The sequence below is a fragment of the Bifidobacterium sp. ESL0764 genome, from assembly GCF_029395515.1.
Classification (GTDB): Bacteria; Actinomycetota; Actinomycetes; order Actinomycetales; family Bifidobacteriaceae; genus Bifidobacterium.
Window position 1 is genome coordinate 1,137,293 of record NZ_CP113919.1, and the last position, 24,139, is coordinate 1,161,431.

Below are 24,139 nucleotides of genomic sequence, written 5' to 3' on the forward strand. Positions count from 1 at the left end.
TATATCCCTACACCTGTTGTGCTCTTGAAAGCGATGTTGCGCATTTGACCTCTGCTAAAAGACGATCTTCACTGCTCAACATGTCAATCACTACTGTCATGGCGCCTCGTTGCGTGACACGGGAGACAATCTGGAGGCCTGCTGTCGCTGTGGACAGATAACCTGTTAGTCAGTAATATGCCGCCAAACCCAAGGATAGAGAGGCCGCGATGACTAAAGACGACAAGGACGATACCAAGCGAAGAGTGCTGCTGAAACTTTCAGGTGAAGCATTCGGCGGCGGTCATATCGGCATCGATACGGCGGTTATTCGCCGTATCGCCCAAGAAATCCATATGGCGGTCGAACGAGGCGTTGAAGTCGCAATTGTTGTCGGAGGTGGTAATTTCTTCCGCGGCGCCGAACTCCAACAGGCCGGCATCGAACGCAGCCGCGGCGATTACATGGGCATGCTCGGAACCGTCATGAACTGCCTGGCCTTGCAGGATTTCCTCGAGCAGGAAGGCCAGGCCACGCGCGTGCAGACCGCCATCACCATGGGACAAGTGGCCGAGCCTTATATTCCGCTCAAGGCCATTCGCCATCTTGAAAAGGGGCGAGTGGTCATTTTCGGTGCCGGCGCAGGCATGCCGTATTTCTCCACCGATACCGTCTCCATCCAGCGTTCGTTGGAGATTCATTGCGACGCGGTGCTGATGGGCAAGAACGGCGTCGATGGCATCTATACGGCCGATCCCCGCAAGGATGCAAGCGCCAAACGTTTCAAGACTCTGAGCTACAAGCGCGCCTTGGTCGACAACCTCGCGGTCATGGATGCGGCGGCGCTTTCCATGGCCCGTGACAACGACCAGCATATCCGCGTCTTCGGTCTGGAAGAGCCGGGCAATGTCACCAAGGCCCTGGTCGGAGAGCCGATCGGAACCCTCGTGTCAAACCTGGAATCGGAAGTCGTAAAATAATCCGTCGACTTATCAGCTTTCGCTGTTTTCAGTCTGACAGATAGTCAAACCCATAGGAAACGTAAGAAACCAGAGACTCGCGTCGCGGGTCCGAAAAGGAGAAAACAATGGCAAATCCTGTAGAACAAGCCAAGGAACAGATGAAAAAGTCGGTGGAAGCCACCAAAGAAAACTTCTCCGGCATCCGCACTGGCCGCGCCAACCCTGCGCTTTTGAACGGCCTCGTGGTCGACTATTACGGTGCTCCGACGCCGATCAAGGCCGTCGCGTCCATCGGCGTGCCCGAACCGCGCACCCTCTCCATCACTCCGTTCGACGGCTCGCAGGCCAACGCCGTGGAGAAGGCCATCCGTGACTCTGACCTCGGCGGCAGCACCCGCCGCGACGGCAACGTCATCCACCTGACCATGCCGGAACTGACCGAGGACCGTCGTAAGGAATACGTCAAGCTCGCCAAGGGCAAGGCTGAGGACGGCAAGGTCGCCGTGCGCAACATCCGTCGCAAGGCCAAGGAGAGCATCGACAAGTCGGTGAAAGACGGCGACATGGGCGAGGACCAGGGCGACCGTTTGCAGAAGGATCTCGACAAGGTCACCAAAGAGACCACCGAGACCATCGAACAGCTTCTTGATGCCAAGGAAAAGGAGATCATGGAGGTCTGATCGGCGTTTTGCACCTCCGTACGTTTCCGAGATTGAACAGGATGTGCGAAGAACCAATCAGGCAGGCTTGAAAGAGAAGGCAATGACCAGCAGACAAGGGCACGCGGCAGGCGACGAAATGAGTTCGACGCTCAACGACATCAACAAGAAGACAGGACGCAACATGCCTCAGGCTGTTGCCACCGCAGTGATTCTCATCGCACTTATCGTTGCCTGTCTGCTGATCAAAATCGATTTGTACATCCTGCTGATCGCCGTGTTTCTCGTCTTGGCTTTGCGCGAGCTCCACGTCTCATTCGCCACCGTTCACCTCTATATTCCTCTGGTTGTGCTGTGGGTGTGTTGTGCAGGCACATTGCTTTCCGTCTATTATGCGCCGAATCACGTTCTGGCGGCAGGGATAGGCATCAGTGTTTCGGCGGTTGCGGTCGCCATTGCCGCCAACATGCGCCATAACGTCGGCAAGCGTCTTGCCGGAGCCATCGAAGGCAAACGAAGCGCGGCAAAAGATGTCGAGAAGACTTCGATATCCTCGGCGGCCAATACGAAAACCGAAGAAAGCAGCATCGACAACGTTGCGGTTTCCGTGTTTTTGGTACTTTATATTCTGGTGCTGGCCTCGTGCATCATCCTTCCGGAGACTTTCAACGGCCATCCTGTGGCCCATGCCATTATGCTGATTTTCCTGCCTGCGCTCTCCGACACCGGTGGGCTTTTCTTCGGTGCGTTCTTCGGGCGTCACAAGCTTTCGCCGCGTATCTCACCCAAGAAATCCGTCGAGGGACTTTGCGGTTCCGTTCTTTTTGCCATGGTTGGAGCATTCGTGATTTTCGCCATCACGTATCCCGACCTATGGTCCACGCGCTGGTGGGTTCCTATACTTACCGGAGTAATGGTCGGTGTCGTCGGTACATTCGGCGATTTGTGCGCATCAATGCTCAAACGCGATATGGGACTGAAGGATATGGGGCATCTGTTGAAAGGGCATGGCGGGGTGATCGATCGCGTCGATTCGATTCTTCTGTGCGCGCCTTTCTTCACCCTCCTGCTGTGGGCGACCGGCATGTAACTCAGCGGTCCTTGTTTTTTCTCTATACAACAGTTAAGGGGTTATTCCGCCTTGCCGGACGCTTCTGAGCTATCCGGCCTATTGAATGATGAATGATGATGAATGATGATGAATGATGTTTCACAAGATCAAATAAAGCCCGAAGAAGACGCAAAGGTTTCTGGCGCTTCCGAATCCGTCGAATCCGGAGTGACCGCCGGGGGAGACCAGGGCGCGTTTCGTGATGTGCTGGCCAAGAACCACGCACGAAGAGGCAAGCCACCGCTGCATTTCGCCGATATGAGCGACGAGCAACGTATAGAGACGGCCAAGCAGCTGGGTATGCCGAAATTCCGGGTCAAGCAGCTCGGCAACCATTATTTCGAACATTTCAACAACGACGTCTCCACATTCACCGATTTTCCCGCGTCGAAACGTGACGAGGCGCAACAGGCGTTCTTCCCGACATTGATCACTGAGGTGACCCACCAGGTCGCCGACAACGGCACCACCATCAAAACGTTGTGGGAGCTGTTCGACGGCTCGCATATCGAATCGGTGCTCATGCGCTATCCGAACCGCGCCACGCTGTGCATCTCCAGCCAGGTCGGCTGCGGCATGGGCTGCCCGTTCTGCGCAACCGGTGGGCTTGGCCTGACGCGCAACCTTTCGACTGCCGAAATCCTCGAGCAGGTGCGCGTCGCCGCCAAGGCGATGGAGTCGGGAAAAGTCGCCGGAGGTCCCGGCCGCCTGAGCAATGTCGTCTTCATGGGCGAAGGCGAGCCCATGGGCAACTACAAGTCCGTGCTGTCCGCCGTCCGTCAGATCAGCGCCATGCCGCCGCTCGGTTTCGGCATTTCGGCTCGCAACATCACCGTCTCCACCGTCGGCGTGGTGCCCGGCATCAAAAAGCTGACTGCCGAAGGCATTCCTGTGCGTCTTGCCGTCTCGCTGCACGCACCGAACGACACGCTGCGCGACGAGCTGGTGCCGATGAACCGGCGTTTCAATTCCGAGCAGGTGCTCGATGCCGCCCACGATTACTACCTGGCCAGCCATCGTCGTGTCAGTATCGAATACGCGCTGATGCGCGGCATCAACGACCAGGCCGAGCATGCACGGCAACTTGCCCATCGCCTGAACCACTACGGCGACAACTGGGTGCATGTCAACCCCATTCCCCTGAACCCGATCGAAGGCTCCAAGTGGACGGCCTCGAAACCGGAGGACGAAGAACGCTTCCTCGACATCCTGCACAGCGCCGGCATCACGGCGACCTTGCGCGATACCAGAGGCTCCGACATCGACGGTGCCTGCGGGCAGCTGGCGGCCAAGAACATACGCGCCTGACCCGCAATCAGCTGATGTGTCTCTCTTCTTCGTGAACCTTTTATTGGTTGAGCGACATCAATCATAGATCTGTCGCTCAACCAGAAGTGTTACATGCCGATGGGAATCGACTTTCTCGTTCCTTAAGATATATCGCATCCGCACAGCATTTATGGTCTAGTCTGAGAACATCGATCTGTTGACGAAATAGGAGTTGCGTTATGTCTTTGGCGGTACGAGTGATTCCGTGTCTTGACGTGGACGACGGACGTGTGGTCAAAGGCGTCCATTTCGAGAATCTGCGTGATGCAGGCGATCCGGTCGAACTCGCCGGACGCTACTACGAGGAAGGAGCCGACGAACTCACCTTCCTCGATGTCACGGCCTCAAGCAGCCATCGACAGACCATGATGGATGTGGTCACCCGTACTGCCGGCCAGATCTTCATCCCATTGACCGTCGGGGGAGGTGTCCGTTCTGTCGGCGACGTCGACGCATTGCTGCGCAGCGGTGCGGACAAGGTCAGCGTCAACACCGCCGCCATCAACAATCCCGAGCTCATCAGTGAAGTGGCGCAGCGTTTCGGCAACCAGGTCTTGGTGCTTTCCGTCGACGCTCGGCGCGAAAAGGGGGAGCAGCACACCAAATCCGGTTTTGAGGTCACCACCATGGGTGGCCGTCACTCCACCGGTATTGATGCCCTGTGGTGGGCGAAACGTGCCCAGGAGTTTGGCGTCGGCGAGATACTGCTCAATTCGATGGATGCCGACGGCACCGGCGACGGTTTCGATATCGAGATGCTCAAAGCCATGCGAAAAGTGGTCAATATCCCTCTGATCGCCAGCGGCGGTGCCGGCAAACTCGAGGATTTTCCGCCTGCGGTAGAGGCCGGTGCCGACGCAGTCCTTGCGGCTTCCGTGTTCCATTACGGCAAGATGACCATCGCCCAAGTCAAAGAGACCATGAAAGAGCATGGCATTACCGTGCGCGAGCCTGTAGTGAGCCGATAAATCATAACGGATCGAATATTGCGTTGCCTATTTTTTTTGAGTTTACGGCAAAGCCAGTGATGGCTTGCCTATTGTCCAAGTAGAGAAAATCGGGAAAGAACACCATGAAGAAGAACGATATCACTTACGATAACAGCACAACGCTGGACCCGCGGATTGCGGCACGTCTGAAACGCGACGACAAGGGACTCGTGGCCGCCGTCATCCAGCAGTACGACTCCAAGCAGGTGCTGATGGTCGGCTACATGAACGACGAGGCTTTGCGTCGCACCTTGGCTACCGGCCGGGTCACGTTCTGGTCGAGATCACGTAAGGAATATTGGCGCAAAGGCGACACCTCCGGGCACGTCCAATATGTCAAAGGCCTTTCGCTCGATTGCGACGGCGACGCATTGCTCGTCGAAGTCGACCAGGTTGGGGCGGCCTGCCACACCGGCGCACGCTCCTGTTTCGATGAAGGCGGCCCGATTCCCGTAGTTGTCGGTGAGCGTAAGCCCGAAGACGCCGCCAACGATATCTGTCGCTGAAAAGCAGCGGTTATGGCCACGGGTATGATGGCCGACGGAGACAATATCGGTAAGCAACGCTTTGAGGGGCCATGACACAAGGATTAACATTGAATCTGTTTGCAGGTCGGCATTTGGCATATATTCCATCACCGACCATCTCGAAAATCGTCATCCCGCGAATAACGCTGGGCAACTGGTCGATCGGCCCTATCCCTATTCGTTTCTACGCGTTGTGCATCCTTCTCGGAATCGTGCTGGCGGTATGGATCTGTGAAAAGCGGTGGAAGAAACTCGGCGGCAATTTCGATCAGATTCTCGACATCGCTTTGTGCGCGGTACCGGCCGGCATCATCGGCGCGCGTCTGTACCATGTGGTGACCACTCCGGAACGGTTCTTCGGGCCCAACGGCGACCCGATGGAAATACTGCGCATCTGGAACGGTGGCCTCGGCATTTGGGGCGGGGTGTTGTTCGGCGCACTGGCTGCTTGGGCCTGGTGCAGACATAAGCATTATCCGATGGCCCTGCTCGCAGACGCGGTCGCTCCGGGACTCTTGGTTGCTCAAGCGGTAGGAAGATTGGGCAACTGGTTCAATCAGGAACTTTACGGCGCTCCCACCACCTTGCCGTGGGGCCTGAAACTCAATATGACCGGCTCCGCGATAGGTCACGGCGAACAGTGCTACGACGGCGAGACCTGCCCGACCGGAACCCTGTTCCAGCCCACATTCCTTTACGAAATGATCTGGAACCTCATCGGAGCGGCACTGATCATCTGGATAGGCCACAAGGCTATGGACACTCTCAAAGCCGGAAGCCTGTTCACCGTTTACGTGATGTGGTATACCGCAGGACGCACCTGGATCGAGGCACTGCGCATCGATTTCGCACACGAGATCCTGGGTGTTCGCGTCAATGTATGGGTTTCGATGGTCGTCTTCGTACTGGGCGTGGTGGCGTTCATCGTCGTGCAGAGGCTTGGCAGTACTACCATAAGCCTGTCCGAGCGTCTGCGCACCTTGACGGAGGTCGAGCAACGTGCCGAAGCCGATGCCCAACAATCAAAAGAGACGGCGGAAAAGAAGTAGCCAAACATCGAACCTTCAGCATCCCGACATCTTTGCGACATCGGAAAAATCAATGTCTAAAAAAGTGATTAGGATTGCCAAAGGCTTTGTTACGAGCCGTTTTCAAGTCGTTCGCACAGCATAGGATATACAGTTATGACCATTCAAATCGCACCAAGCATTCTTTCAGCGGATTTCTGCAATCTCGAACGCGACCTCAAGGCCATAGACCACGCCGATCTGGTCCACGTCGATGTGATGGACCATCATTTCGTGCCGAACCTCACGCTCGGCGAGCCCATCGTCAAACGTATCTGCGAGGTGACCGATCTGCCGGTTGATGTGCACCTGATGATCGAGGATCCCGATCGCTGGGCTCCCGAATACGCCAAGCTCGGCGCCGCTTCGGTGAGCTTCCATATGGGGGCCGTCCATGCTCCGGTGCGTCTGGCCCGTCAGCTGCACGAGATGGGTTGCAAGGCCTGCTTCGCCGTACGTCCCGCCGAACCGGTCGAACCGATTTTTGACATTCTCGAGGAATTCGACATGATTCTGATCATGACGGTCGAACCCGGATTCGGTGGCCAGAAGTTCCTGCAAAACCAAATGGCAAAAGTCCGTCGCCTGCGTGACGAAATCACCCGTCGCGGCCTGAAAACCCACATCCAGGTCGACGGTGGGGTCAGCCCCAAGACGGCCGACATCGTAGCCAAGGCAGGTGCCGATGTGCTCGTCGCCGGTTCCGCGGTCTATGGGGCCGATGACCGTGCGAAGGCGATCGACGATATTCGTGCCAAGGCACAGGCCGCATATCAGGCCTGATCCTTACGCTTGTTGCAGATGAAGTGCGAAAACAACGGAGAGATAAGATGAAGACATTCGAATCACTGTTCAAAGAGCTGAGTGAAAAGGCGCAGACTCGACCAATCGGTTCCAAAACTGTCGACGAGCTTGACAAAGGCACGCATTTCATCGGCAAGAAGATCAATGAAGAGGCGGGGGAGACCTGGATCGCCGCAGAATACGAAGGCGCCGACCGCACCGCGGAGGAAATGAGCCAGCTCATCTACCACATCCAGGTAATGATGATCAAGCATGACATCAGCCTGGAAGACCTGTATAAGAACCTTTAGGAATCGACGTCTCTGAGCATCGGAACGCAACGATACAACGAAAAAGCGAAGGAGGAAGAAGAAAATGCTGAGAATAGCCGTCCCCAACAAGGGCATGCTCTCTGAGCCCGCATGGAGTCTCTTGAAAGAAGCCGGATATCAACTGCGTACCCAACCACGCCAATTGGTGGTTGAAGACCATGACAACCAGGTCGAGCTTTTCTATCTCCGTCCTCTGGATATCGCCATTTACGTGGGTCAAGGCGCGATCGATGTCGGCATCACCGGCCGTGATATGCTGCGCAACACCGAAACGGAAGCCAGCGAGGACCTTCCGCTCGGCTTTGGGGCTTCGACGTTCCGTTTTGCGGCCCCGAAGGATTCACCGATCACACAACTCGAGGATGTCGACGGCAAGCGAATCGCCAGCTCGTTCGACAAGCTGGTCGGCGATTATCTTGCGTCCCACGGCCTGCATGCCGATATCACCCATCTTGACGGGGCGGTGGAATCGTCGGTCCAGCTCGGCGTCGCCGATCTCATCGCCGATGTGGTGTCCACCGGTACCACCCTGCGCAATGCCGGGTTGCGCATCTTCGGCGATCCGATTCTGCATTCGGAAGCCATTCTCATCCGTTCCCCCCGTATCGCCGATAACGACAAACGCCTGTTGATCTTCAAGCGTCGTCTCGAAGGTGTGCTTACCGCCCGACGATATGTGATGATGGACTATGACGTACCTGTCAGCAAAGTCGCGGCTGCCGTGGCGCTTACACCGGGACTGGAGAGTCCGACCATTTCACCGCTACGTGACCAGCAGTGGTGTGCGGTTCGGGCCATGGTAGAACGCGAGAAGGTGAACCAGACGATGGATCAACTATACGATGTCGGCGCGCGAGCCATCATTGTCACCGCTTTGCAGGCTTCAAGAATCTGAATCAGGCTCATGAAACTTCCAATCAATTCCAACAACCGTTACAGTCCGGACGCGCGTGATATCTATATCACCGTGCCGAACCTCATCAGTGTTCTGCGCATCGTCTCGATACCCGTCATTTCGTGGTTGACTGCACAGCACAAAATGATCGCGGCGCTTGTCGTGCTTGCTATTTCCGCGGCAAGCGATGGTCTGGACGGCATTATCGCCCGGAAATGGAATCAGGTCAGCAAAATAGGCCAGATTCTTGACCCGGTGGCCGATAGACTGCTGATTTTCTGCAGTATTCTGGCACTCGGCTGGGCAGGGATAATACCATGGTGGATGCTTTTCGTGGTAGGCCTGCGTGACCTCATATTGTTGGTATTGATCATCGTCTTGGCACAGCACGACTATGGACCTTTACCCGTTCATTTCGTCGGGAAAGCCGGAACCGCATTATTGATGATTTCCATCACCGCGCTGATTTTCGCGGATCTGTGGAACAATACCTTCACGCAAATCCTCCATCTGGCCGCCTTGGCCGCAGGGATCTGGGGCATCATCCTGTATTGGATGGCCGGTTACATTTACATCCGGCAAGGCGTCACCTTGCTTCGCCACGAAGCGGACCAATGATGACAAAGCCGGAACGAGCGCCCGCATCCTTTCGTGTGGAAGTCGACGAACAACCGATCAAACGACGTGCGGTCTTCTCGAGCGACGTTCAGAATCTCGGCTCATGGCATGCCGTCAGCGTTGACGCGGCAACTGCCCTTTCCTCACGCCGACGCCGCAAAGTCGATGATGACAGTCTGCGGCTCATCGACGATCTGACGAATCGCCCACTCGACCCTCTTTTTTCCGATGCGCGGCTCACACAGCAAAAGCAACGCTCGAAATTCTCTGTCTGGTCCACCCGCATCATCGTCTTCATCATCTGCATCGCCGTGGGCTTTCTCGGCATCGTTTTCGTCCGTCAGCTCAATACCGACCCCCGCAAACAGGTACGCGCAAGCCTAATTTCGGAACTGGAAGCGCAGAATGCCAGCCTTGACAAAGCAACCACAGAAGTCACCGACCTGCATACCAAAGTCGCCAGGCTTTCCGATTCCATGCCGAATGCCGGTCCCGATTCGACGCTTACTCAGGATGAAATGGCAAACGGAGCGCTGGCTGTCAAAGGTCCCGGCATCGTTGTTACACTCGCCGACCCTGTAGCTTCAAGAACCGCCAACGGCAACGGTCCAAGAGAAAACAGTACCAATCACATCCGGGTGGTCACCGATTCGGATCTTCAGAATATCGTCAATCTGCTCTGGAGAGCCGGAGCCGAAGCGATTTCCATCAACGGTTACCGCCTTGGCGTCTCCACTTCGGTGCGAACCGCTGGACAAACAATTCTCATAGGGGTGAATCAGGTAGCCAGTCCCTATAAGATAGAAGCGATAGGAAACCACAAAAACCTGTCGCAGGCAATGAACAACGAATCGCAACCTGACTTGTACCGCGCGCTTAACGCCGCGGGTATCAACCCACAGGTGTCAAGATCCTACTCATTGAGGCTGGCGGCGGCGCAAACCGCAAATGTCGTGCACGCAAAAAGGAGCAAATGATGGCAGCAGTGCTCGGTCTGATCATCGGAGTCATCATCGGCATCTTCGTGAAGCCGGACATCCCCATAGTCCTCCAGCCGTACCTGCCGATCATGGTGGTGGCGGCCCTCGACGCGTTACTCGGTGCGGCAAGGGCGTATTTCGAACGATCCTTCTCAGACAAAGTGTTCGTCATATCCTTTATCTCCAATGTCCTGACAGCCACACTGCTCGTTCTTCTCGGCAACCAGCTCGGCGTCGGGTCCCAGTTGCAGACCGCAGTCATCGTCGTGCTCGGCATACGAATCTTCTCCAATGTCTCCGCCATCCGTCGCTTCATCTTCAAGGGCTGATGGAACATGGCAGACAAAAGGAAACGCAATATTCTCAGCAGTATGCATATCCAGCATGCCCAGGATCGTGAAAACGACCGCACGGATACCGGCTCTTTTCCTCTGGTTCGTAAAAAGCCGCGAAAAATGGGAGGCGGACTCGTCACCAGGCTGATGACCAGCCTCCTGATCGTGCTTTTGTGTGCCATGCTCGGCTTCGGCTACGCCATCCAGCTCAACAACAAGACCTCCAGCTACGAGACGATGAGCGAAGAGGAGCTTACCAGACTCATCAGCGAGACCAGCACACAGGTGCAGAACCTTCAGCAACGTAAAACCGAGCTGACCGGCCAGCTCAATTCCTTGAAGGCCGCCGCGAACAAACAACAGGAAGCGCAGCGCATCGCGCGTGAAAACGAAGACACCAGCGGCATCCTTTCCGGGCGCCTGCCAGCCAAGGGCAAAGGCGTCATCATTACGATCTCACAGGGAAGCAAGGAACGCATCGACGCCGCCACGATGTTCCAGCTGCTCGAGGAGCTTCGCAATGCCGGCGTCGAGGTGATGGCATTGGACAACGTGCGCGTGGTGACCTCGACGTATATCACCGATACCAAAAAAAGCCTTGAATGCGACGGGCAGACCTTGAAGACCCCATATACGCTCAAAGCCATCGGGGATCCGCAGAACCTGCAGAACGCGGTCAATATCGCCGGGGGTGTGGGCTCGAGGTTCAAGGTCAAATTCGGCGCCAAGGTCACCGTGACCCCGAGCGAAAGTGTAGATATCAGCGAGACACGCGATGTCGGGCAATATCAGTACGCGAAAACGGTAGAATGAAAATATGACTAATCCGATTCCAAGTGCGGGCGAAACGACCATCATCGGCCTGCCTGCTGTCAATATTCCTGTGACCTCGGCGGGGGACCGTCCGCTGACCCAAGACGACCTGGACACCATCACCAAACTGTCCCCAGGTTCGGCATTGCTGATTTCCACCAGGGGAGCGGTGTCGGGTTCCCGTTATCTTCTCGATGAGGACGAGGTGAGCGTCGGACGCGACCCACATGCGGATATCCTTTTGGACGATTCCACGGTTTCCCGTGCTCATGCCGTTTTCCGTCGCAGCGGTGACACATTCGAGGTTGCCGACGCCGGCAGTCTGAACGGCACCTATGTCAATCGTCAACGTGTCGATCGCGCGATACTGCACAACGGCGATGAGATCATGATAGGCAAATTCCGCCTGGTGTTCTTCTCGCCGTCCGCGGTGGTTGCCCAATAAGCAGGCAAGGCCGCGCGCTGAACAGTGATTGCGAAGAGGAAAGGAGACTGCCATGGACGCCAACGATACAGCGCCATCCATTCAGGGCGTATCGTCTCGTTTTCCCTCTCCGGGCAGGTTTCCCGAAACGGGGCATACCACCTCTGCAGGGTTGGTACAAGGGGAGTTGTTCTCCGAATCCAACGATGAGACGGCCACCCGGGGCTATCGAGGAACGGTGGCTTCCAAAGTGGCCGGCATCACGTATCGTCAACTTGATTATTGGGCCCGCAAACAGATTGTAGTGCCTTCCATCACCCAATCGCATGGCTCCGGTTCAAGGAGGCTGTATTCATTCAAGGACGTCCTGATCCTGGCCGTTTCCAAGAAGCTTTTGGATACCGGCGTCAACCTGCAGAACGTCACCGCGGCGATAGGTTTCCTTTCGCGGCATCGCACCTCGCAACTCGAGCATATGACCATCATCTGCGACGGCCAGGATGTCAAGGAATGCGAAAACGGCGACGAAGTGCTGAAACTGATCGATCAGGGCACAGCGGTTTTCGCGGTTTCGGTGGGGAAGTTGTGGCATCAGGTCGAAGAGCAACTCGAGCAGGAAAAATACGTGGATGTCACGCCGGCGGATTCGACGGCTTCATCGTTGCCCGTGTCGCCTGTTGATGACATCGCCGCCGAACGCATGCGTCAAAAACTGGAAACCCAACGTCTCGAACGAGCCGAGCGGCATTGATAACGAACATGTCTGGGCAAATTGCGGATTCATCCATCGTTGTTATGTGTCCGTAACGATTTCTTGACTCAATCAGTAGAATAGTAATGAGTATACGTCGATATAAAGGTTGAAGAGCTATGGCCGCTATACTTCCCGGGTTCCTATGGGTTTTCGCGTTGCTGTGGGCATTGGGGATTTGTGCGATTTGCCTGGTCAACGGGGCACTGCGCAAAAAAGACGACCATCGCAAAGTCGAGACAGTGCAATGGTCGGTCGTCATCATGCAAATCGTCTCGATGTTCCTGTGTTGCGCGCCATACGGCGTCTACAAGCTGTTGCATGCCCAGATCCGAAGCGATATCCGCCATATATACGCCATTGTGGGGATTCCATCAGCCGTTGTGTTGGGCATCTTCTTCGCTTTCGAACTGGTGCTGATGTACCTGCAGGCCAAACAAGCCCAGAGAAGCATCATCGACGAAGTGCTCTCAAAGCGTCATCATGGCCAAAACTCGACGAACTCGACCTCGAAGACAGCAACCGGCCAATAATTCAAGACTTCCATCTTTCCGATTCTTCCTACGCTAATCCGTAAGCTTTCGCACGCTGTCCCTTTTGACGAGAAACATGGGAAGTATCACGTGTTTGTCTACGTCACGGTCGCGTCGTGCATCGATGATCATCTCCACGGCTTTCCGGGCCTCGGTGTGGAATGACTGGTAGATGGTGGTCAATGGCGGTCCCATGACGTCGGCTGGGTAGTCGTCTTCAAAGCCGATGACGGAAAGATCTGATGGGATGCTCAGCCCGCGTTCGTAGGCGGCACGATACACGCTCATGGCCATACGCTCGTTGCTGACGAATATGGCAGTGGGCCGATCGGACAGGTCCAACAATGTGCAGGCCGCACGATACGCGTCACCGGGGGTCAGATCCGTATATTGTTCCAGCGATGAGGTGAATTCCACATCCGTATGGTGAGCAGCGGCAAGAAAACCACCATCAAGTGCAATCGCCGATTGTGAATCCTCCGGTCCGTTGATCAGCCCGATCCTTTTGTGCCCCTGTTCGATGAGATATTGAACAACCTGAAAACTGCCGGTCCATCGATCAATGGAAATCCACATGGCATCGTCGTCGACCGGCTTGATGGGGTTGACGACGACATAGGGAATGTTCCTGGAATCCAGCAGTTTCTTCTGTGTTTCCGGAATCTTGGATATCTGATGGATGATGACGCCCGTCGGATTCCGGTCGATGATGCCCCTGAAGCAGCGATCCATATCGAGCCCGGCGTTGAGCTGAGTGATGCTCAATGAATAATCCGCTTGCTGAACCCAATAGGAGACCGAACGAATGAATGAAAGCGTGCAATCGGACTCAATATGGTCCAGAACCAGTTCGATGCTTCGCGAAACTTTCGTACTCGCCAAAGGCTTGAAATAGCCGTTATCTTTCAGAATCTTTTCTACGTGTTTCCGAGTCTTGGCCGAAATTCCCTCTCTGCCGTTGATGACTTTGGAAACAGTAGATGGAGACACGCCTGCTATTTCCGCCAATTCATTGATTTTCATGTTTATTCACTTCTTTTCAATGCCTCAGCAGATTGCAGTCGTAAAGCTGCTGAATTTCTTTAATCGGTAATGAATCAAGTGTAGCAAACATATTGTATTTTAGAAAATTTCTAAATTTAACTTGCAATTTTCTAAATCTTTGCCTATTGTGATTTATGTAACAGATAAACCCAAGGTGAGGAAGCCTGGTCATGAGTAGTATCACCAACATTAAAACATTTGATTTCCGCTTTCCTACGTCCAATACCCTATCCGGTTCGGATGCCATGAATCCCGACCCTGATTATTCTTCGGCGTATGTAGAAGTCCACACCGACGCCGACGACGGCATCAAGGGCACCGGATTCGTGTTCACCATCGGCAGGGGCAATGACGTGGTCTGCCGCGCCATCGAATCCCTTTCCCATACTTTGGTCGGCCGCAACACCGAAGAGCTGCTCGACAACATGCGCTTGGCCTGGGACCTGCTCGTTCATGATTCCCAGCTGCGCTGGTTGGGCCCGGAAAAGGGAGTCGAGCACATGGCCATCGGCGCCGTGCTGAGCGCCTTGTGGGACATCAAGGCCAAGCGCGCCGGCAAGCCGCTGTGGAGGTTGCTGGCCGAGATGGAACCGGAAGAGCTGGTTTCCACACTCGATTTCCGTTACATCACCGATGCCCTGACGCCGCAAGAGGCCATCGACATCCTCAAGGACGGCGAAAAGGGCAAGCAGGAGCGCATCCAGCATCTGCTCGAGGTCGGTTATCCCGGCTATTCCACGGCCGCCGGCTGGCTCGGCTATGCCGATGAGAAGATGGTCGAAATCGCCAAGGAGGAGACCGAGGAAAAGGGCTTCAAGCAGATCAAGCTCAAGGTCGGACACAACGTGGACGACGATATCCGCCGTCTGGCACTTGCCCGCGAGGCGATCGGACCCGATGTCCGGCTTGCGGTCGACGCCAATCAGGTCTGGGATGTTCCGCAGGCGATCGAATGGATCAACAAGTTCCAGGACTTCAAGCTCGCCTGGGTCGAAGAGCCCACGAGCCCGGACGACGTCATCGGCCACGCCACCATCGCCCGTGCCATCAACCCGATTCCGGTGGCCACCGGCGAGCAGATGCAGAACCGCATCATGTTCAAGCAGTATCTGCAGGCCAACGCCTTCGGCATCATGCAGATCGACGCGACCCGTGTGGCGGGCCCGCAGGAGATCGTGCTCGAATACCTGATGGCGAAGAAGTTCAACAAGATCGTCTGCCCGCACGCCGGGGGAGTCGGCCTGTGCGAGGCCGTCTGCCACTTCGCCATGTTCGACTATTGCGCCGTGTCCGGTACGATGGACGGCCGCATGATCGAATATGTCGACAACCAGCACGAATACTTCGTCCATCCGACCCAGATCGAGAACGGCAATTATGTCACGCCGACCGCTCCGGGCAACGGAACCGAAATGACCGTCGAAACGGCGAAGAAGTATCTGTATCGCGGCTGATTTCGCATTCTTGAGTTGAGTGTTGCTCAAGAGAACATTTGTGATTGGCGTTTTCGTCATCGGTGCTGAAACCTCGGAAACGCCAATCGAAAAATAAAACAGAGCCGGCATCCGAACCCGACTCGGAATAGAACAAGGGAGTTATTATGGATTTGCATCTTCAAGGCAAAGTTTTTATGATCACCGGTGGTTTCAAGGGCATCGGCAAGGGCATCACTATGCAGCTCGCACAGGAAGGTGCCACCGTCGTCGTTCTCGATATGGACGAGAAGGAGAAGCCGACGTTCTGCAAGGACGTGGAACAGTACACCAAGAACTACGACACCTATATCATCAATCTGCGTGACACCGACAAGATCGCCCCGATCGTCGACGAGACCTACAAGAAGTATGGCCATATCGACGGCATCGTCAACAACGCCGGCGTCAACGACAACAAGGCGCTCGAAACCACATCCTGGCGCGAATTCGAGGAATCGATACACGGCAACCTCACCCATTACTATGAGATGGTCCATGCCGCCTGCGCTTACCTTAAGGAAAGCCATGGCGCCGTGGTGAACATCACCTCCAAGACCGCCGTCACCGGCCAGGGCAAGACCAGCGCCTACGCCGCCGCCAAGGGTGGCATCCTGGGCCTCACCCGTGAGTGGGCCGCGGCTCTCGTCGGTGATGATGTGCGTGTCAACGCCATCGTCGTCTCCGAATGCTGGACCCCGCTGTACGCCGACTGGATCAAGACCTTCGGCGACAAGGCCCACCAGGATGCCCGCCTGAAGCTCATCACCGACCATATCCCGCTCGAGCACCGCATGACCACACCCGCTGAAATCGGCAACACGGCTGCGTTCCTGCTTTCCGACCGCGCCTCGCACACCACCGGCCAGTGGTGCTTCGTCGACGGCGGCTATGTGCATCTCGATCGCGCCTTGGCCTGAGGAGATCCGACATGTCCGAAAACAATACAGTTCAGACAAAGAGCCCTCAAACCAAAGGCTCCAAGGCGACGATAGCCATCATTCTGGTCACCTCCCTGTTCTTCATCTGGGGGCTCACCATGAATCTGGTCAACGCCTTGGACAGCCCGTTCGGCCATTACATGCAGCTGAGCCACACCAAGCAGTCGTTGCTGCAGGTGGCTTACTACGGTGCCTACTTCATCATGGCCATTCCCGCCAGTATGATCTCCAAGCGCTTCGGTTACAAGGGCGGCGTGATTTCCGGGCTCGTGCTTTTCGCGGTCGGCGCCTTCACGGTCATCCCCGCGACCAACGCGGCCAGCTACGGTCTGTTCCTCTTCGCGATGTTCGTCATCGCTCTGGGCGCTTCGTCGCTGGAAACCAACTGCAACCCGTACATCACCAAGCTGGGCGATGAAAAGGGAGAGTCGTTCAGACTCAACCTGGCCCAGAGCTTCAACGGTGTCGGCAACGTGGTCGGTCCGCTTATCCTCGGCCAGATTCTTTCCAAGACGGTCGATCCCGGCAAGCCCGGATTCGATGTCGCCAAGATGAAGTTCCTCTCCGACACCCGTATGATCTACATCGTCATCGGCATCATCCTGATTCTGGTTCTGCTGGTGTTCGTGTTCTTCAAGCTTCCGACCCCTCCTGGGGACGAGGACGAGGAAGCCGACAATTCGTCCGGCTTCTCCACGCTGATCCATCGGCCTTACTTCGTGCTCGGCGTGCTGGCTGAGTTCATCTTCATCGGTCTGCAGGTAGCAGGCATGGCCATTTTCTCGGCCTACGCCTTGAAGCACTGGGGAGCCGGTATCAGCGCAGGCCTCGCCGCTTCGATGCTGGCACTGCTTTCCGTGTTCTTCACCGCCGGCCGCTTCCTGACCACGCCGCTGATGGCACGTTTCGACGCAGGCAAGATCTTGGGCATCTACATGACGATCAGCGCCGTACTGATGGTCGTCGCGTTCCTCGGTCTCGGCAAGTTCTCGGTGATCTGCTTCATGGTGGCCTATCTGTTCATCTCGATCGGCTATCCGACCATCTTCTCGCTGACCATCAAGGGCATGCACGGCAATGCCGCCAAGACCGGTTCTTCGGCCCTGACGATGAGCATTGTCGGAGCTGCTTTGATCCCGCTGCTGCTGGGCGCCATCCAGGACGCTGTCAGCATCGAGGTTGCGGTGCTGGTCATGGTTCCCGGCTTCCTCTATGTGGCTTGGTACGCCATCTGGGGATCCAAGATCGGTTTGAAGAAGGAGGCCTGAAATGACGGAAGCGAAGCTCAAGGTCATCGACTCGCATTTTCACATGTGGGATCCTGCGGTGCAGAATCTGCCGTGGCTCGATGGCATGAAGATCAACCGCAAATACACCTTCGAGGATCTCAAGGCCGAATATGAACATGTCGGCGTCGACTTCCTGGGCGGCGTGTATGTGGAGGTCGATTGCGTGGACCATGAGCAGGAAGACAGGCTCGTCTACGACAACGGCGACCCGCGCATCCTCGCCAGGATGTTGCGTGCCAGCCTTTCTCCTACGATGCGTGTGCCGCTCAACGCCACGGGCATCCGTGAGCCGTTGCACATCGACAGCGAACCTCGTGGCCGTTGCCTCGAACCCGACTTCATCGGCGGGCTCAAGGCTTTGGCCGCCCACGGCATGCCGTTCGAGCTGTGCTGCCGAGGTGAAGAGCTGGGGGATATGGCCAAGGCGTTCGGCCAGGTTCCCGAGGTCACGGTGATCATGGATCATCTGGGCAACGTCACGTCCCTCGATTCCGATTCGCGTGAGGCGCTCAAGGCCATGGCTCGGCTGCCTCACAGCTATATCAAGGTTTCGGGAGACAATCCCGTCGACCCGGATATCGTGAAGTACGTCCGTGACGTGTTCGGACCGCGCAAGGTGCTGTTCAGCTCCAACTGGCCGGTCGTCAACGAGCATTCGTCGTTCGCCGAGCATTTTGAGCTCATGCTCAAGATCTTCGGCGAGGACGAGGACTTCTTCATGAACAACGCCCTGAAAGCCTACGGAATCGAATTATAAAAGAAAACATCACCATTGAGTAGTAATGGGATCGGCGAACAGGTGTCTGCATGGGAATGCGGCGTCGGTTGCGCGTCATCGCAGCAGACGTATGTATCCTTGTGCTAGACACCTGTTTGTGCGTGTTTGTACGGCATCAAGAAAAAGGAGTCAGATAAATATGAGCAAGGTTTTCGACGGCGTGTACTGCCCGTCAATCACGATAACCAAGGACGACGGGAGCATCGACTATGAGATGTGGGGGAGACACCTCGACCACTTGGCCGAAGCGGGCATCGACGGTATCCTGATTTTCGGAAGCATAGGGGAGTTCTATGCATTCCCGCTGAGCGTCAAGGAAGAGGCAGCCGACTTCGCCATCAAACGCGTCGCAGGCCGCGCGAACGTGCTGATTGGGGTAGGCGGCACAAACCCCGATGAAGTCAAGGAGTTCAGCGCCTATGCCTCGAAGGCCGGCGCCGATGCCGTCGTCGCTGTGTCCCCGTATTATTTCGGACCCTCGAATGCCGCGGCCGAGCGCTATTTCGACCTTGTGTGCGAATCGTCGTCCATCCCCGTGATCCTTTACAACTTCCCGCCGCGGACCGGCACCGATCTTTCTCCGGAACTGGTCGCCGAACTGGCGGCGAAGCACCCCAATATCGTCGGTATCAAGGATACGGTCGACACCATCAGCCATACCCGCAAGATGATCGCGGCCGTGCGGAAGGTGAACCCGGAATTCAGCGTGTTCTCAGGATTCGACGAGTATTACACGCCGAATCGCGTGGCCGGCGGCAACGGCGTCATCTGCGGCCTGACCAACGTGGAACCCGAGCTGTTCGTGAAAATGAACAAGGCCTATCGCGATGAGGATTATCCCACCATGCTCGCCTGCGCGAAGAAGATCAACAAGCTCATGGCGGTCTACGACGTCGCCGATCTGTTTGTCTCCGCGATCAAGGGCGGCGTCAAAGCCAAGGGACTGCCGATCAGCACCGGCATCCGCGAGCCTGCCGTCCAGCTGACCGCGCAGCAATACGAAACGATCCAAACGCTGCTGAAATAAACAACGGGATTTCATAGGATACGTCTCAATGACAAAACACTATTGAGACGTATCCGGCAACAAAACATTCGCCGGGTGATATGCAAGTTATTGTATGCATATCACACGGCGTTTCATATATATATAGAGAAATCTTGATTGAATAGAGGCGCGCTATGTTATGTAAGCCAAGCGCAGCTTGGGTATATAACGTAGTGACAGCGAGCGGTTATGTAAGCAAGCTCTGCTTGCAACATAACTGCGAGACGTTATGTCAGGTTTTCTGAAACGATATCAGCAAACTGCGGTAGAGGACGTGCTACGTTATGTAAGCAAGCGAAGCTTGGTATATAACGTGGAGACCGCGAGCAGTTATGTAAGCAAGCTTGCTTGCAACATAACTGCGAGACGTTATGTCAGATTTCTTTGAAATCTGACATAACGTACATTATCGGATAATCATTAACAGGTAGACCCAGTTGACTTATCCGTTTATCCGGTTACTAAGGCATCACAAGAAAACAGCTCATAGCCAGTTACTGCGTTATCGACCAGCTCGCCACTGGATCGATTGAAACAAACAACAGGTTTCTCAAAGCAAATCCAGGATTCGCAATAAAACTAAAACTAAATGGTGGCCGTCTTTCTTGTAAAGCCAGCCACCATTTAGTTGATATTTATTTCCGTACGTGATTCAATCCCAGACGAACGATCACTCGTAATCCGGGAACCAACCTTCACGATGCATCTTGAGCCGCTTATCGAGCAATTCCTTCAATTCGTCTTCCGTGCGCCGTTCCATGAGCATGTCCCAGTGGGTTCTGGTCGGCTTCTTGATCTCGTCAACCTCATCCGGATCGGCGTCTTCACGTTTGGCGACTTCGCCGCAACGGCATTCCCATTCGGCAGGAACGTCGGCTCCTTCAGCGAACGGCAGAATCGTACGATGACCTTTCGGACATACATACGCAACATCAGTTCTTGCCGCAAAATCAACATTTTCATCGGATTCGAGTGATTTCGCTCCGATACTCATACCGCGCAAGCTGCGTTCCGCCATACATTCTCCTTGGTGTTTAGTCTATTTCTAAAGTACAGAACAGTTCGGACGAGACGATTATTCCCTCGTCCGTTTCGTTAACCGCTCAGTCGACTCCTGAGTACGCGACGATACCGCGGTTGACGAGCTTGTTGGCCTTTCTCGCATTCTCCTCCAGATGCGGATTTTCCGCCTCGTAATAGGCGTTCGCGCTCGAAATCTGCTGAAGGACGTCGGAAAGCCGCTTGGCGTTGCGCACGAAATCGCCGCCGGTCAGTTCGGTGCCGTGCAGAATCTGAGCGAGGTCCTCTCCCCTGGCCCAGTCATACATGACGTCGACGAGACCGAAATCAAGCGGTTCCAGCTCGTCCAGATCGGCGTCTTCGCGCATCATCTCGACATCGGCGAAGACATCCCTCAACCGTCGGCAGCTGGTCGCCACAGCGCCGCCAGGACCGCCGGGATACCGCCGCGGCTCGTTGTCGCCTCCCCTGCGTGCCTGATAGACCAGCGCAGACAGGGTCGCGGCAAGCTCCTCAGGCTCGAGGTCGTCGAGGAAACCGTCGTTGATGGCTTCGGAAAGCACCAGATCGTATTCGCTGTACAGATGGCGAAGCAACTGGCCTCGGATGGTCAGCTGATAATCGCGTACGATTTGAGGAGGCCGAGATTCGGCATTTTGGGACAATACTGCAATGTCGCGATTAGAAGTCGACAAATCCGACACGCCGTCAGTGTTTTCTGAAAACGACTGGTGGGTACCATCTTCCTGCAACCCTGCCACACCGTGCTTTATGCGGGTTTCCTTGAGATAGCCCAGCGAGGAGAGCACGTTGCATATCTGGTCGAACTGACGTGCCACAGAGCCGGTGCGCGATTCGTAGCGTCCGCGCGCGTGCCGCAGTTCCTTGGATTCACGCAGCCAGCGATGCCCCCATTTCAGATGGTTCTGGAAGTCAGGGCAGGACTTGCAGGGGTGTTCGCTTTCCTCGGTTTTCAGTTCGTCGATACGTCTGTCGAGGGCACGGAACGCCTCACTGCGGGCCTTGTCGCTGGCAAACCTTCGACGTTTGAGGTGCCGGCGTTCGTCCTTCTGCAGGTAGGAAAGTTTCTGACGGATGGTCATGAAATCCTTGAAGTCGCCGTGCGAGCAGGTAAATGCCTTCTCATAGCCCTCGACGGCCTTGCTCAGGGTCTGGATACGTGATTCCAGATCTTCGGCGGATTCGTTGGCCTCCCATTGCGCGAACGAGTGATCGAGCGTATCTCGAGCGGTCTCGTAACTGCTGGAATTCAAGAGGTTGACCGCCATGTTAAACGTCGGTTTGAAGCTCGAATGCAGCGGGTAGACGCGTTTGCTGGAAAGCGAGGCGGCGGTAGCCGGTACGAAGTCCCGATGATCGACAATGACCGCGTGGCCGATGGTGTCGATGCCTCGCCTGCCCGCGCGACCCGTAAGCTGGGTATATTCGCCCGGCGTCAACGTCACGTGGTCCACTCCGTTGAATTTCTCGAGTTTTTCGATGACCACGCAACGGGCCGGCATGTTGATGCCCAGAGCCAGCGTTTCGGTGGCGAAGACCATCTTGACCAGCCCTTCTTCGAAAAGCCGTTCGACGATCTGCCGGAAAAGGGCCACCATACCGGCATGGTGAGGTGCGAAGCCCTCTTCTAGAGCGTAGCGGAAACGGGCGAATCCGAGGGCTTTGAGATCTGAATGGTCGAGTTCGCCTTCCACCATCTCGTCGACGATGGCGCGGATACGCATCACTTCGTCTTTGGTGGTCAGTTCGAGCCCTGCACGAAGGCATTGCTCGACGGCTTCGTCGCAGCCGTTGCGGGAGAAGATGAAGTAAATGCCCGGTAGGAGACCCATGAAGTTCAGTTCATCGACCACTGCCCATCGGCGCGGAATATAGCGGCGGACCTGACCGGGGCGACGGCGCTTCTCTGCTCCCCCGCGGTGTCTGTTTCTGCCGCCACGCCGTTCTTCGTGAGCCCTCGAGACGGCTTTTCTGTCGAGCTGGTCGATGCGGTCGACGAGTTTCGCGTTCAGCTTGTCGGTCTGCACACCGTTTTTGCTATGACGGTAAAGGTCGATGAGTTCCGGTTCGTGCTGGTCGTCGCTCTGCACCATGACGTGCTGTTCAAGCGGTACGGGTCGTTTCTCGGAGACCACAAGCTGCGTGGCCCCACGCACGGATTCGATCCATGCGCAGAAGTCCTCGACATTGGAGACGGTGGCGGAAAGCCCGACGATTTTGACGGACTCGGGAAGATGGATGATGACCTCTTCCCACACCGGTCCGCGGAATTTATCGGCGAGATAATGAACTTCGTCAAGGATGACATAGCGCAATGCCCGCAGGGTCTCCGAATTCTCATAGAGCATGTTGCGCAGCACCTCGGTGGTCATCACTACGATGTTGGCTTCAGAATTGATGGACGTATCGCCGGTCAGCAGGCCTACGTTCTTGGCACCATATACATCCACCAGGTCGTGGTATTTCTGGTTGCTCAGTGCCTTGATGGGCGTGGTATAGAACGCTTTGACGTTCTTTTGCTGTGCCAGGTGCATGGCGAAATCCGCGACAATCGTCTTGCCTGCGCCCGTCGGTGCCGCAACCAGGACATTTTTGCCGGCCTCGAGCGCCTCATCGGCTTCGATCTGGAAAGGGTCGAGCTCGAACGGAAGACTTCTGGCGAATCGTGCGGCCTCCGAGCGTTCATAAGCACTGTGTTTTTTGAACGCGGCATAACGTTGCGATGGCGACATCGGCACTTCCTCGGATGAAGCCGTATCAACCGGTGAAGTGAAATCCTCGTGATCCGGATCGAGGCGTTTTTTGTGGCGATAATGGTGTGAATGACTCATAAGAATGAAACTGTCGATTCATTGAAGACGGATATGCTTTTGCCTGTCGAAGAGGAACACACAAAGGGTAGCAAAAGCGTCATTTAATTGGACCTCGAGATTTTTTGACCGGTATCTATCGGAAGCCCCTCGCTCGCTGTGGCCCCGGCATTCTCCACGATTGCGCTGAAAGTCCGGTCTGTCGACTGTGGAATCGTCTGATTGCTTACCGGCGTCGGATTAGCGGTGAACGGAACGCGGTTATGCTTCCACACGCTCCAACGCTCGGCATGACGATTATGTCTGGTGATCCGCCTGCGTTCGACTTCGGTCTGGGCGAGGCTGTAGCGGTGTGCGGCTGTGGAAAGAGGTTGCGTGAACAACGGCTTTTCCTTGGCTGCGTTTCCCGGGTCCGTTTGCTGCATCGCATTGAGATAGTTCTGAATTTCCTTGCCGGTACCGGCAACGCTATGGGCCGCACGAACAGCGTGGATACCGGCATAGACCAAACCGACGGCAAGGGCCGCAAGCATGACTACGGCGACGATAATCCAACCCCACCAAGGCATGTGATTCCCCTTTCCGGTTCGGCTCGTTACGGTTTATAGGTCTATCTTAGCAAATCAAGG

At 55.7% G+C, this 24,139-nt stretch carries 26 protein-coding genes; 22 read left to right on the forward strand and 4 right to left on the reverse strand.

The genetic code is table 11. The features are described 5' to 3' along the window. Positions 1-209 precede the first annotated feature (209 nt). From pyrH to OZX71_RS04225, 17 genes are all read left to right on the forward strand, one after another. Complete coding sequence (gene pyrH / locus OZX71_RS04145; protein WP_277159444.1) at positions 210-959, forward strand: UMP kinase; 750 nt, start codon at positions 210-212, stop codon at positions 957-959. 107 nt (positions 960-1,066) lie between these two features. After that, positions 1,067-1,621, forward strand: a complete 555-nt coding sequence (frr, locus tag OZX71_RS04150) for a ribosome recycling factor (protein ID WP_277159445.1) — start codon at positions 1,067-1,069, stop codon at positions 1,619-1,621. Between the two features lie 82 nt (positions 1,622-1,703). Beyond that, the gene (locus tag OZX71_RS04155; protein WP_277146781.1) at positions 1,704-2,690 is read left to right on the forward strand and encodes a phosphatidate cytidylyltransferase; all 987 of its coding nucleotides are present in this window, start codon (positions 1,704-1,706) and stop codon (positions 2,688-2,690) included. 108 nt (positions 2,691-2,798) lie between these two features. Beyond that, the gene (rlmN, locus tag OZX71_RS04160) at positions 2,799-4,019 is read left to right on the forward strand and encodes a 23S rRNA (adenine(2503)-C(2))-methyltransferase RlmN (RefSeq protein ID WP_277160652.1); all 1,221 of its coding nucleotides are present in this window, start codon (positions 2,799-2,801) and stop codon (positions 4,017-4,019) included. A 200-nt stretch (positions 4,020-4,219) separates the two neighbouring features. Then, positions 4,220-5,008, forward strand: coding sequence for an imidazole glycerol phosphate synthase subunit HisF (gene hisF / locus OZX71_RS04165; protein ID WP_277159446.1), 789 nt, complete (start codon positions 4,220-4,222; stop codon positions 5,006-5,008). Positions 5,009-5,112: 104 nt separating this feature from the next. Continuing rightward, positions 5,113-5,535 (forward strand): phosphoribosyl-AMP cyclohydrolase, encoded by a 423-nt coding sequence (gene hisI, locus OZX71_RS04170; protein ID WP_277146775.1) that lies wholly within the window; start codon positions 5,113-5,115, stop codon positions 5,533-5,535. Positions 5,536-5,648: 113 nt separating this feature from the next. Beyond that, positions 5,649-6,605: a prolipoprotein diacylglyceryl transferase gene (gene lgt / locus OZX71_RS04175; RefSeq protein WP_277146774.1), complete on the forward strand. Its 957-nt coding sequence runs from the start codon at positions 5,649-5,651 to the stop codon at positions 6,603-6,605. Positions 6,606-6,740: 135 nt separating this feature from the next. Then, positions 6,741-7,406, forward strand: a complete 666-nt coding sequence (rpe, locus tag OZX71_RS04180; RefSeq protein ID WP_277146773.1) for a ribulose-phosphate 3-epimerase — start codon at positions 6,741-6,743, stop codon at positions 7,404-7,406. A gap of 47 nt (positions 7,407-7,453) precedes the next feature. Further along, entirely contained in the window at positions 7,454-7,717 is a 264-nt protein-coding gene (locus tag OZX71_RS04185; RefSeq protein WP_277159447.1) for a phosphoribosyl-ATP diphosphatase, read from the forward strand. Positions 7,718-7,781: 64 nt separating this feature from the next. Next, entirely contained in the window at positions 7,782-8,633 is an 852-nt protein-coding gene (gene hisG / locus OZX71_RS04190; RefSeq protein ID WP_277159448.1) for an ATP phosphoribosyltransferase, read from the forward strand. A 9-nt stretch (positions 8,634-8,642) separates the two neighbouring features. Then, positions 8,643-9,251 (forward strand): CDP-alcohol phosphatidyltransferase family protein, encoded by a 609-nt coding sequence (locus OZX71_RS04195; RefSeq protein WP_277159449.1) that lies wholly within the window; start codon positions 8,643-8,645, stop codon positions 9,249-9,251. After that, on the forward strand, positions 9,251-10,228 hold the full coding sequence (locus tag OZX71_RS04200; RefSeq protein ID WP_277160653.1) for a DUF881 domain-containing protein: 978 nt from the start codon (positions 9,251-9,253) through the stop codon (positions 10,226-10,228). Before OZX71_RS04195 ends, OZX71_RS04200 begins: the two co-directional genes overlap by 1 nt. Beyond that, positions 10,228-10,560 carry a small basic family protein gene (locus OZX71_RS04205; protein ID WP_277144945.1) on the forward strand — a complete coding sequence of 111 codons (333 nt, stop codon included), beginning with the start codon at positions 10,228-10,230 and terminating at the stop codon, positions 10,558-10,560. Before OZX71_RS04200 ends, OZX71_RS04205 begins: the two co-directional genes overlap by 1 nt. A gap of 6 nt (positions 10,561-10,566) precedes the next feature. Next, complete coding sequence (locus tag OZX71_RS04210) at positions 10,567-11,379, forward strand: DUF881 domain-containing protein (protein WP_277159450.1); 813 nt, start codon at positions 10,567-10,569, stop codon at positions 11,377-11,379. A gap of 4 nt (positions 11,380-11,383) precedes the next feature. Beyond that, complete coding sequence (locus OZX71_RS04215) at positions 11,384-11,824, forward strand: FHA domain-containing protein (protein WP_277146768.1); 441 nt, start codon at positions 11,384-11,386, stop codon at positions 11,822-11,824. A gap of 52 nt (positions 11,825-11,876) precedes the next feature. Further along, positions 11,877-12,554, forward strand: a complete 678-nt coding sequence (locus tag OZX71_RS04220) for a MerR family transcriptional regulator (protein WP_277146767.1) — start codon at positions 11,877-11,879, stop codon at positions 12,552-12,554. Positions 12,555-12,673: 119 nt separating this feature from the next. Beyond that, a complete protein-coding gene (locus OZX71_RS04225; RefSeq protein ID WP_277146766.1) occupies positions 12,674-13,087 on the forward strand; it encodes a hypothetical protein in 414 nt (137 codons plus the stop codon). Positions 13,088-13,120: 33 nt separating this feature from the next. On the opposite strand, the gene OZX71_RS04230 is transcribed toward OZX71_RS04225, so the two are convergent. Next, positions 13,121-14,110 carry a LacI family DNA-binding transcriptional regulator gene (locus OZX71_RS04230; protein WP_277159451.1) on the reverse strand — a complete coding sequence of 330 codons (990 nt, stop codon included), beginning with the start codon at positions 14,108-14,110 and terminating at the stop codon, positions 13,121-13,123. 191 nt (positions 14,111-14,301) lie between these two features. On the opposite strand from OZX71_RS04230, the gene OZX71_RS04235 reads away from it, so the two are divergent. The 5 genes from OZX71_RS04235 to OZX71_RS04255 all read left to right on the forward strand — a co-directional run bounded on the left by OZX71_RS04235 (position 14,302) and on the right by OZX71_RS04255 (position 19,638). Continuing rightward, positions 14,302-15,585, forward strand: coding sequence for an enolase C-terminal domain-like protein (locus OZX71_RS04235; protein ID WP_277146764.1), 1,284 nt, complete (start codon positions 14,302-14,304; stop codon positions 15,583-15,585). Between the two features lie 146 nt (positions 15,586-15,731). Continuing rightward, positions 15,732-16,523 carry an SDR family oxidoreductase gene (locus OZX71_RS04240; protein ID WP_277146763.1) on the forward strand — a complete coding sequence of 264 codons (792 nt, stop codon included), beginning with the start codon at positions 15,732-15,734 and terminating at the stop codon, positions 16,521-16,523. A gap of 11 nt (positions 16,524-16,534) precedes the next feature. Beyond that, positions 16,535-17,812: an MFS transporter gene (locus OZX71_RS04245; protein WP_277146762.1), complete on the forward strand. Its 1,278-nt coding sequence runs from the start codon at positions 16,535-16,537 to the stop codon at positions 17,810-17,812. 1 nt (position 17,813) lies between these two features. After that, complete coding sequence (locus OZX71_RS04250; RefSeq protein WP_277159452.1) at positions 17,814-18,590, forward strand: amidohydrolase family protein; 777 nt, start codon at positions 17,814-17,816, stop codon at positions 18,588-18,590. A 160-nt stretch (positions 18,591-18,750) separates the two neighbouring features. After that, entirely contained in the window at positions 18,751-19,638 is an 888-nt protein-coding gene (locus OZX71_RS04255; protein WP_277159453.1) for a dihydrodipicolinate synthase family protein, read from the forward strand. Between the two features lie 691 nt (positions 19,639-20,329). On the opposite strand, the gene OZX71_RS04260 is transcribed toward OZX71_RS04255, so the two are convergent. From OZX71_RS04260 to OZX71_RS04270, 3 genes are all read right to left on the reverse strand, one after another. Beyond that, on the reverse strand, positions 20,330-20,677 hold the full coding sequence (locus OZX71_RS04260) for an RNA polymerase-binding protein RbpA (RefSeq protein WP_277146759.1): 348 nt from the start codon (positions 20,675-20,677) through the stop codon (positions 20,330-20,332). 85 nt (positions 20,678-20,762) lie between these two features. Continuing rightward, positions 20,763-23,432: a DEAD/DEAH box helicase gene (locus OZX71_RS04265; protein WP_277160654.1), complete on the reverse strand. Its 2,670-nt coding sequence runs from the start codon at positions 23,430-23,432 to the stop codon at positions 20,763-20,765. Between the two features lie 182 nt (positions 23,433-23,614). Continuing rightward, positions 23,615-24,079: a hypothetical protein gene (locus OZX71_RS04270; protein ID WP_277159454.1), complete on the reverse strand. Its 465-nt coding sequence runs from the start codon at positions 24,077-24,079 to the stop codon at positions 23,615-23,617. Positions 24,080-24,139: the final 60 nt, after the last annotated feature.

Excerpts from the sequence above, each read along its gene's own strand:
- pyrH (WP_277159444.1), top strand. The coding sequence starts at position 210 with ATGACTAAAGACGACAAGGACGATACCAAGCGAAGAGTGCTGCTGAAA.
- frr (WP_277159445.1), top strand. The coding sequence starts at position 1,067 with ATGGCAAATCCTGTAGAACAAGCCAAGGAACAGATGAAAAAGTCGGTG.
- OZX71_RS04155 (WP_277146781.1), top strand. The coding sequence starts at position 1,704 with ATGACCAGCAGACAAGGGCACGCGGCAGGCGACGAAATGAGTTCGACG.
- rlmN (WP_277160652.1), top strand. The coding sequence starts at position 2,799 with ATGAATGATGTTTCACAAGATCAAATAAAGCCCGAAGAAGACGCAAAG.
- hisF (WP_277159446.1), top strand. The coding sequence starts at position 4,220 with ATGTCTTTGGCGGTACGAGTGATTCCGTGTCTTGACGTGGACGACGGA.
- hisI (WP_277146775.1), top strand. The coding sequence starts at position 5,113 with ATGAAGAAGAACGATATCACTTACGATAACAGCACAACGCTGGACCCG.
- rpe (WP_277146773.1), top strand. The coding sequence starts at position 6,741 with ATGACCATTCAAATCGCACCAAGCATTCTTTCAGCGGATTTCTGCAAT.
- OZX71_RS04185 (WP_277159447.1), top strand. The coding sequence starts at position 7,454 with ATGAAGACATTCGAATCACTGTTCAAAGAGCTGAGTGAAAAGGCGCAG.
- hisG (WP_277159448.1), top strand. The coding sequence starts at position 7,782 with ATGCTGAGAATAGCCGTCCCCAACAAGGGCATGCTCTCTGAGCCCGCA.
- OZX71_RS04195 (WP_277159449.1), top strand. The coding sequence starts at position 8,643 with ATGAAACTTCCAATCAATTCCAACAACCGTTACAGTCCGGACGCGCGT.
- OZX71_RS04200 (WP_277160653.1), top strand. The coding sequence starts at position 9,251 with ATGACAAAGCCGGAACGAGCGCCCGCATCCTTTCGTGTGGAAGTCGAC.
- OZX71_RS04205 (WP_277144945.1), top strand. The coding sequence starts at position 10,228 with ATGGCAGCAGTGCTCGGTCTGATCATCGGAGTCATCATCGGCATCTTC.
- OZX71_RS04210 (WP_277159450.1), top strand. The coding sequence starts at position 10,567 with ATGGCAGACAAAAGGAAACGCAATATTCTCAGCAGTATGCATATCCAG.
- OZX71_RS04215 (WP_277146768.1), top strand. The coding sequence starts at position 11,384 with ATGACTAATCCGATTCCAAGTGCGGGCGAAACGACCATCATCGGCCTG.
- OZX71_RS04220 (WP_277146767.1), top strand. The coding sequence starts at position 11,877 with ATGGACGCCAACGATACAGCGCCATCCATTCAGGGCGTATCGTCTCGT.
- OZX71_RS04225 (WP_277146766.1), top strand. The coding sequence starts at position 12,674 with ATGGCCGCTATACTTCCCGGGTTCCTATGGGTTTTCGCGTTGCTGTGG.
- OZX71_RS04230 (WP_277159451.1), bottom strand. The coding sequence starts at position 14,110 with ATGAAAATCAATGAATTGGCGGAAATAGCAGGCGTGTCTCCATCTACT.
- OZX71_RS04235 (WP_277146764.1), top strand. The coding sequence starts at position 14,302 with ATGAGTAGTATCACCAACATTAAAACATTTGATTTCCGCTTTCCTACG.
- OZX71_RS04240 (WP_277146763.1), top strand. The coding sequence starts at position 15,732 with ATGGATTTGCATCTTCAAGGCAAAGTTTTTATGATCACCGGTGGTTTC.
- OZX71_RS04245 (WP_277146762.1), top strand. The coding sequence starts at position 16,535 with ATGTCCGAAAACAATACAGTTCAGACAAAGAGCCCTCAAACCAAAGGC.
- OZX71_RS04250 (WP_277159452.1), top strand. The coding sequence starts at position 17,814 with ATGACGGAAGCGAAGCTCAAGGTCATCGACTCGCATTTTCACATGTGG.
- OZX71_RS04255 (WP_277159453.1), top strand. The coding sequence starts at position 18,751 with ATGAGCAAGGTTTTCGACGGCGTGTACTGCCCGTCAATCACGATAACC.
- OZX71_RS04260 (WP_277146759.1), bottom strand. The coding sequence starts at position 20,677 with ATGGCGGAACGCAGCTTGCGCGGTATGAGTATCGGAGCGAAATCACTC.
- OZX71_RS04265 (WP_277160654.1), bottom strand. The coding sequence starts at position 23,432 with ATGTCGCCATCGCAACGTTATGCCGCGTTCAAAAAACACAGTGCTTAT.
- OZX71_RS04270 (WP_277159454.1), bottom strand. The coding sequence starts at position 24,079 with ATGCCTTGGTGGGGTTGGATTATCGTCGCCGTAGTCATGCTTGCGGCC.